At 44.8% G+C, this 6,000-nt stretch carries 5 protein-coding genes and 1 rRNA gene (1 of these 6 running past the window's edge); 1 reads left to right on the top strand and 5 read right to left on the bottom strand.

All coding sequences use genetic code 11. The features are described from left to right. From HQ29_RS10075 to HQ29_RS02980, 5 genes are all read right to left on the bottom strand, one after another. Positions 1-617 (bottom strand): 23S ribosomal RNA (locus tag HQ29_RS10075) (it extends 2,379 nt beyond the left edge of the window). Positions 618-1,245: 628 nt separating this feature from the next. Next, positions 1,246-1,983 carry an FKBP-type peptidyl-prolyl cis-trans isomerase gene (locus tag HQ29_RS02995; RefSeq protein ID WP_036790239.1) on the bottom strand — a complete coding sequence of 246 codons (738 nt, stop codon included), beginning with the start codon at positions 1,981-1,983 and terminating at the stop codon, positions 1,246-1,248. Between the two features lie 46 nt (positions 1,984-2,029). Beyond that, on the bottom strand, positions 2,030-2,617 hold the full coding sequence (locus HQ29_RS02990) for an FKBP-type peptidyl-prolyl cis-trans isomerase (protein WP_036867449.1): 588 nt from the start codon (positions 2,615-2,617) through the stop codon (positions 2,030-2,032). An 82-nt stretch (positions 2,618-2,699) separates the two neighbouring features. Then, positions 2,700-4,484 carry an alpha-1,3-galactosidase-related protein gene (locus tag HQ29_RS02985; protein ID WP_152566475.1) on the bottom strand — a complete coding sequence of 595 codons (1,785 nt, stop codon included), beginning with the start codon at positions 4,482-4,484 and terminating at the stop codon, positions 2,700-2,702. 44 nt (positions 4,485-4,528) lie between these two features. Next, positions 4,529-5,314: a glycosyltransferase family 2 protein gene (locus HQ29_RS02980; RefSeq protein WP_036790244.1), complete on the bottom strand. Its 786-nt coding sequence runs from the start codon at positions 5,312-5,314 to the stop codon at positions 4,529-4,531. Between the two features lie 67 nt (positions 5,315-5,381). Here HQ29_RS02980 and HQ29_RS02975 point away from each other — a divergent pair, with 67 nt between their 5' ends. Beyond that, positions 5,382-5,849 carry a PaaI family thioesterase gene (locus HQ29_RS02975; protein WP_036790246.1) on the top strand — a complete coding sequence of 156 codons (468 nt, stop codon included), beginning with the start codon at positions 5,382-5,384 and terminating at the stop codon, positions 5,847-5,849. Positions 5,850-6,000 lie beyond the last annotated feature (151 nt).

Raw genomic sequence — 6,000 nt, 5'->3', positions numbered from 1 at the left:
CGAGGTTCTTTTCACCTTTCCTTCACAGTACTTGTTCACTATCGGTCTCTAAGGAGTATTTAGCCTTGGGAGATGGGCCTCCCGGATTCACACAGGATTTCTCGTGTCCCGCGCTACTCAGGTCTCTCGTCACTCCAACTTCAAAGTTTCGTATAAGGGGCTGTCACCCGCTTTGGCGATCCTTTCCAGAATCTTCTACTACCTGTCTGTTGTAAAGCTTTATTCGAGATCCTACAACCCCGACACTGCCGAAACAGCATCGGTTTGGGCTCCTCCCCGTTCGCTCGCCACTACTGAGGGAATCACTTTTGTTTTCTTCTCCTATGGGTAATGAGATGTTTCAGTTCCCCACGTTCGCTCCTGTAATATCTCACAGGTGACATNCTGAGGGAATCACTTTTGTTTTCTTCTCCTATGGGTAATGAGATGTTTCAGTTCCCCACGTTCGCTCCTGTAATATCTCACAGGTGACATACTGTCGTATGCCGGGTTGCCCCATTCGGATATCTGTGGATCATTTCGTATTTGCCGATCCCCACAGCTTTTCGCAGCTTATCACGTCCTTCGTCGCCTCTTAGAGCCAAGGCATCCACCGTCTGCCCTTCTTTTGCTTATATTTTTTNTCCCCACAGCTTTTCGCAGCTTATCACGTCCTTCGTCGCCTCTTAGAGCCAAGGCATCCACCGTCTGCCCTTCTTTTGCTTATATTTTTTGCTCTCGCATATCATACCGCTAACGGTACGATACGGCTATTGTAGTTTTATACCATCCCGTATTTCCATACAGGATAATGCTACTATATTCTTCTCTTCCGATATGTCTATGATCTCATACTCTTCACAGGAAATATGCTCTCCCGTTTCGTGGGTGCAAAGTTAGAAAGAGTTTTTCATTCTACCAAACTTTACTAACAAAAGATAGACAAACATATCAAACAGCANCCCGTTTCGTGGGTGCAAAGTTAGAAAGAGTTTTTCATTCTACCAAACTTTACTAACAAAAGATAGACAAACATATCAAACAGCACTCCCGAAATAGCATTTAACCCGCTTGTTTTCAAGCCCGAAGACAAATAAAGATTTTATCGAAAAGTGTTCTTTTTACTTCCGAACAGCCCTCCCCTATATATATTACTAATGTATCACCCTTTTATTTTCTTCATTAAAAGCAGAAAGGGAAAGCAAAAAGGCTGTATCGGGAATTCAATCCTGATACAGCCTTTCAATTTATGCTAAAGCTACGTTCTTATTGTTCTTTTGCTTTGATTTCAATAAGCTCGCAATCGAATCTTAGTGTTTCGTTAGGACCGATCTTGTTACCTGAGCCATTTTCTCCGTAAGCAAGTTCAGCCGGGACCCAAAGAGTAAACTTAGATCCAACCTTTACAAGTTGAAGACCCTCTGTCCATCCCTTGATAACACCGTTCAATGGGAAAGTAGCAGGCTCTCCACGATCGTAAGAAGAGTCGAACACTTCGCCGTTAAGAAGTGTTCCCTTATAGTGAACTACGACCATATCTTCAACTGTTGGCATAGCACCTTCACCTTCTGTTTCGATCTTATACTGAAGACCGGATTCAGTTGTGATAACGCCTTCTTCTTTTGCATTCTTAGCCATGAACTCTTCGCCTTTTGCCTTATTTGCATCAGCAGCCACCTTGCGAAGTTTTTCAAAAGCAGTTTCCAAGAACTCTTGAACAGCCATGCTATTCATTTCGATAGTATCACCCTTCAAAGCTGTTTCAAGACCCGCTGTAAAGAGTGCTACATCAAGAGAGTCCCCAGGTATGACAGAACCTACTTGGCCCTTCATCATATCTATTTGGAACTTCATTTGCTGACCTTGGTAGAAACCGATAAGGTATGCCATAGAGTCTTTTGTTGTCTTTTGTGCACTTAGAGGCACAGAATTCTTTGTGCCGTTACAAGCAGTAAAGGCAAATGCACCTCCTATAAGAGCTGCTGTAAGAAGAATCTTTTTCATTTCCGTTTATTTAATAATTATATCCTATATTCTCGTCAAGACGCTTTTACTTCTCTATACTTAGAAGCTCTATATCAAATATAAGGGTGCTGTACGGCTCGATGCTTTGACCGGCTCCTTGCTCTCCGTAAGCGAGCTGATAAGGAAGAAACACTCTCCACTTAGAGCCTACGGGCATCAGTTGTACCACTTCCGTCCAGCCCTTGATGACACCATTCAATGGGAATGTAGCCGGTTCGCCTCTCTGATAAGAGGAGTCAAAGACCGTTCCATTGATGAGTGTACCATGATAATGACACTTTACCTTATCCGTTGCCTTAGGTTTCTCGCCCTCTCCTTTGGTCAAAATCTGATATTGAGCACCTGAAGGCAGCGTTACGACTCCTGCTTTCTCTTTGTTGATACGCAAGAACTCTTCTCCGGCTTCCTTATTGAGAGTAAACTTATCCTCCTGCAATTTCTCAAAATATTCTTTAAGAAGTTTTTGTGCTTCCTCTATTGAGATTTGTGGAGTAACACCTTTCAATGCCACGTCCAATCCTTTCACAAACTCTTCTGTATTAAGTTCTTTAATTCCTGTTGCTGTAAAATTATGCCCGATGCTCAGGCCTAACGCATAGCTTATTTTATCCATTTACAATAATATATTTTGACGGCAAAGTTAGAAATAATTATTGATCTATAAAAGAGCGCATTGCAAACTTTCAGAGAAGGCATTACTCCTCTATAACATTCCCTACATGGATCCGCCTGCTTCTTGTATCCTCAAACAGGGGACGATAGTCGTTGTTCGGAATGACCTTGTTTCTTCTGAAAACAAACTCTCTGACACTCTTGGCATAATAGAGAGGAGAGTCGAATGTTTCAAAGATATTGTCCTCCACCACTATTCTCCCGTGATAGTACCGATCTTTCGAGTCAAGTTCCCGAATTACCGGATCTACAGAAATGATACCATTGGTAAACTGATACATCCCCGTAAGCGGATTCACAAAACGGTTTTTAGAGATGATCACCTCCTCGCACGGACCACTCTCGTACCAGCCATTGGAGTCTCCGCAAAGAAGTATGGCACTGCCGTGAGTATGGTCGAACAGATTTTCTTCGCAGACCACCTTTTTGATTGTAGAGAATAAAGCCCCTCTTGCCCTATTGTTCCTAACGATATTCTTACTGAACAGCACCGTAGGATAGGCAGAAAGATTCTCCACCGCAAGCTGTTTGCCCTCTATTTTATCCAATGGAAGCGGATCCTCAAAAGCGATCATCCTTCTTTTCTGATCTCCTTCAGAGAGAAGGAAAAATGATTGTATTTTAGATGTATGTACCGGCAAAAGCGTTTTACGATCAATGAAACGGATAGAGTCTCCACTCTCATACCAGCGAAGCCCAAAGCTCTGCCCGTGCGCAAAAGAGGCTTGCACTTCGGAAGCATTCAGCACGGAGTCCACCCTCAAATAGGTTCCATGCACATTGATGGCATCGTCTGCCATCTGCTCGTATAACCCATTAACGGAAGAGATATACCCTCTGCAACCCGAGAAATGTGTGGCATCGGCTTGTAGTGTAAAGTAACGTTCAGAGCCTTGTGCCACTTCCACCTTAAAGCCATCCAGCGATATATTCTCGGTGTCTTGTGCTATAAGTCCCATTCCTTCGGCATAATGCACAACGACATCCTTAAGTTCGATATTCTTGCTATCCATCACCACGATACCCGGAGCAGGTCTGTAATACGACCTCAGCACATATCTGTTATGCTGAGAAGCATAGGGATACTCGCCCCACCCTCTCAAGATCAGGTTTCGTTCGCTTTGACGTATTATCTGAGCCGGGTTAAAAGCGACATCTGCTCTGCCCCAAACCATTCTTCTGTCCTCCTCAAACGGCATGGCTACAAAGGGTGTAACTTCAAAGTCTTCTCCTTGCAAGACTATCTTGTTCTCTCTTACCTCAAACCGGGTCTCCTCCGGAACTCTTACAAGCATCGACTTATCTTCATCTCTCATCTCCAACACCTCTATCTGCATCAGTGCCGGACGAGGATCGTCTATGGAAAAACCTTGCAGGACAACCCCGGAACACCCTTTCACCACAAACGGTATCTGTCTGCCGTGAAAGAGCAGCTTGGTCTGTCCGCCACCTTCCACCACAACCTTTCCGCCTGTTATTCCCTCAAACATAAACGCCACCTTTCTATCCTTTACGTGGTCATGATTGGAGATAAACAGCTCATAACCCGGCAGACTGTCCGGATAGAAGTGATAAGAATCGTTCTTCAACGAGATCTTCACACTCTTACCCTCCTGAGCCATCCGGTGCGATGTTTGAAGCAAACGGCGAAGAGCGGGAGAGTTGTCAAAATCTTTTTCCGAACGACCGCCAAACTCCTCCAGCGTGAGAGTAACGGGTTGAGAACTCTTATAAGGCTTTCTCACTCCGCAGGAGAGCAGAAGCAAGAAAGAGAGCGACATAAAAACAGGAAGTAATCTTTTGTACACGACAATCTGTATTTGAAAAATAAAAAACTCTTAGACTTAAACTCTCATCTCTTCTTGAAAAACAGGAAGTAGAGATGTCGAAACAGCGTGGGGATGGTACCATAATAAGCCCTCATGATCATGAATCGCTCCTTCAAAGAGGCTTTATGATGCTTGGTTGTGGCACCCTCATGGAGATACTTTGTAAGGAAACCCTCCACTTTCAGACACTCTGCCCCCACCTCTTCGGCACGGCGAAGGATACGTATGCACCAGTCAAAATCGGCAGAGAGCCTGTACTTCTCATCATTATAAAAAGGTACAAGATCTCGCCCGGCATAGAATGACTGATGACACACAAGCATACCGTTCTTGAAGCTCTTCCAGGTCAGCTTTCGTGGTGGAGAGAGTTTTCTCGGACCCATACTGCATCCATCATAATCGACGATCTCCGTATGTCCGTACAGTACAGCAGGCAGCCTGCCTGCGTTCACAGGCTCTCTGAGATACTCCACTGCTTTATCCATCACACGCGAGACGGTATCCGAATCATAAAACGTATCCCCTGCATTCATGAAGAGAACATAGTCGCCGGAAGCTCTTTTCAGCCCTTTGTTCATTGCGTCATAGATGCCATTGTCTTTTTCGGATACGAAAACCGAAATCGTATCTCCATGATCCCGGGCAAGTTTTGCAGTATCATCCTTGGAGGCACCATCTATCACGATGTACTCTATATGCCTATAGCTCTGATCCTTAACACTCTTAATGGTGCGCTTGAGCAAGGGTGCGGCATTGTAGCAGACCGTAATGACGGAAAGTACCAAACCATCTCTTTCTAACTGTTCCATGGCTCAAAGTTCCGAAAAATTTCTCTCATAAAGTCGTATATTTACTCCAAAATAGACACTTGACAGAATGAACAAAAAATCTTTTCAGGAATATTATGCTCCGGAGTTCAGCCACTGCTTCGGCTGCGGAACGGCAAACGAACAGGGTCTTCACGTAAAAAGCTATTGGGTGGACGGTACAGAAAACGAAAGTGTAGCGTATTACCGACCGGAAGGTCATCATACCGGAGGATTTCCGGGATTCGTTTACGGAGGTCTTATTGCCGCGATACTCGACTGCCATGGCAACGGAACTGCCGCTGCGGCAGGCTATAAAAGAGAGATGAGAGCCATGGATACTCTGCCGGCTCTGAGGTATGTAACCGCCAATCTGAACCTCAACTACAAAAAGCCTACCCCTATGGGCGTGGATCTGGAGCTGAGAGCACGTGTCGTGGAGACAACGGCAAGGAAAGTCTCCATGGAGCTTCGGCTGATAGCCAACGGCACTATAACCGTGGAGGGAAGCATGGTATCTGTTCTGCTCCCTGCATAGGAGCATCTTGCCCGGAGGCTCTCTTTTCTCGTCTGAACCTGTATGAAATTGTCTCTGAACGGATTAAATTTCAAGTCTTAACGGATTAAAATCTTGCAACCAGGCTTTGATTTACAGATGACAAGGCTTGGTTTGTAGAAGTCAGCCTTCG

Origin of the sequence: Porphyromonas canoris, from assembly GCF_000765975.1 — a bacterium.
GTDB classification, from domain to species: domain Bacteria; phylum Bacteroidota; class Bacteroidia; order Bacteroidales; family Porphyromonadaceae; genus Porphyromonas_A; species Porphyromonas_A canoris.
The sequence above is the reverse complement of the archived record's forward strand: the minus strand, read 5'-3'. Positions and strand labels throughout refer to the sequence as shown.

Bases quoted from the DNA above. Each gene is read 5' to 3' on its own strand.
- HQ29_RS02975 (WP_036790246.1), top strand. From the start codon at position 5,382: ATGAACAAAAAATCTTTTCAGGAATATTATGCTCCGGAGTTCAGCCAC.
- HQ29_RS02995 (WP_036790239.1), bottom strand. From the start codon at position 1,983: ATGAAAAAGATTCTTCTTACAGCAGCTCTTATAGGAGGTGCATTTGCC.
- HQ29_RS02990 (WP_036867449.1), bottom strand. From the start codon at position 2,617: ATGGATAAAATAAGCTATGCGTTAGGCCTGAGCATCGGGCATAATTTT.
- HQ29_RS02980 (WP_036790244.1), bottom strand. From the start codon at position 5,314: ATGGAACAGTTAGAAAGAGATGGTTTGGTACTTTCCGTCATTACGGTC.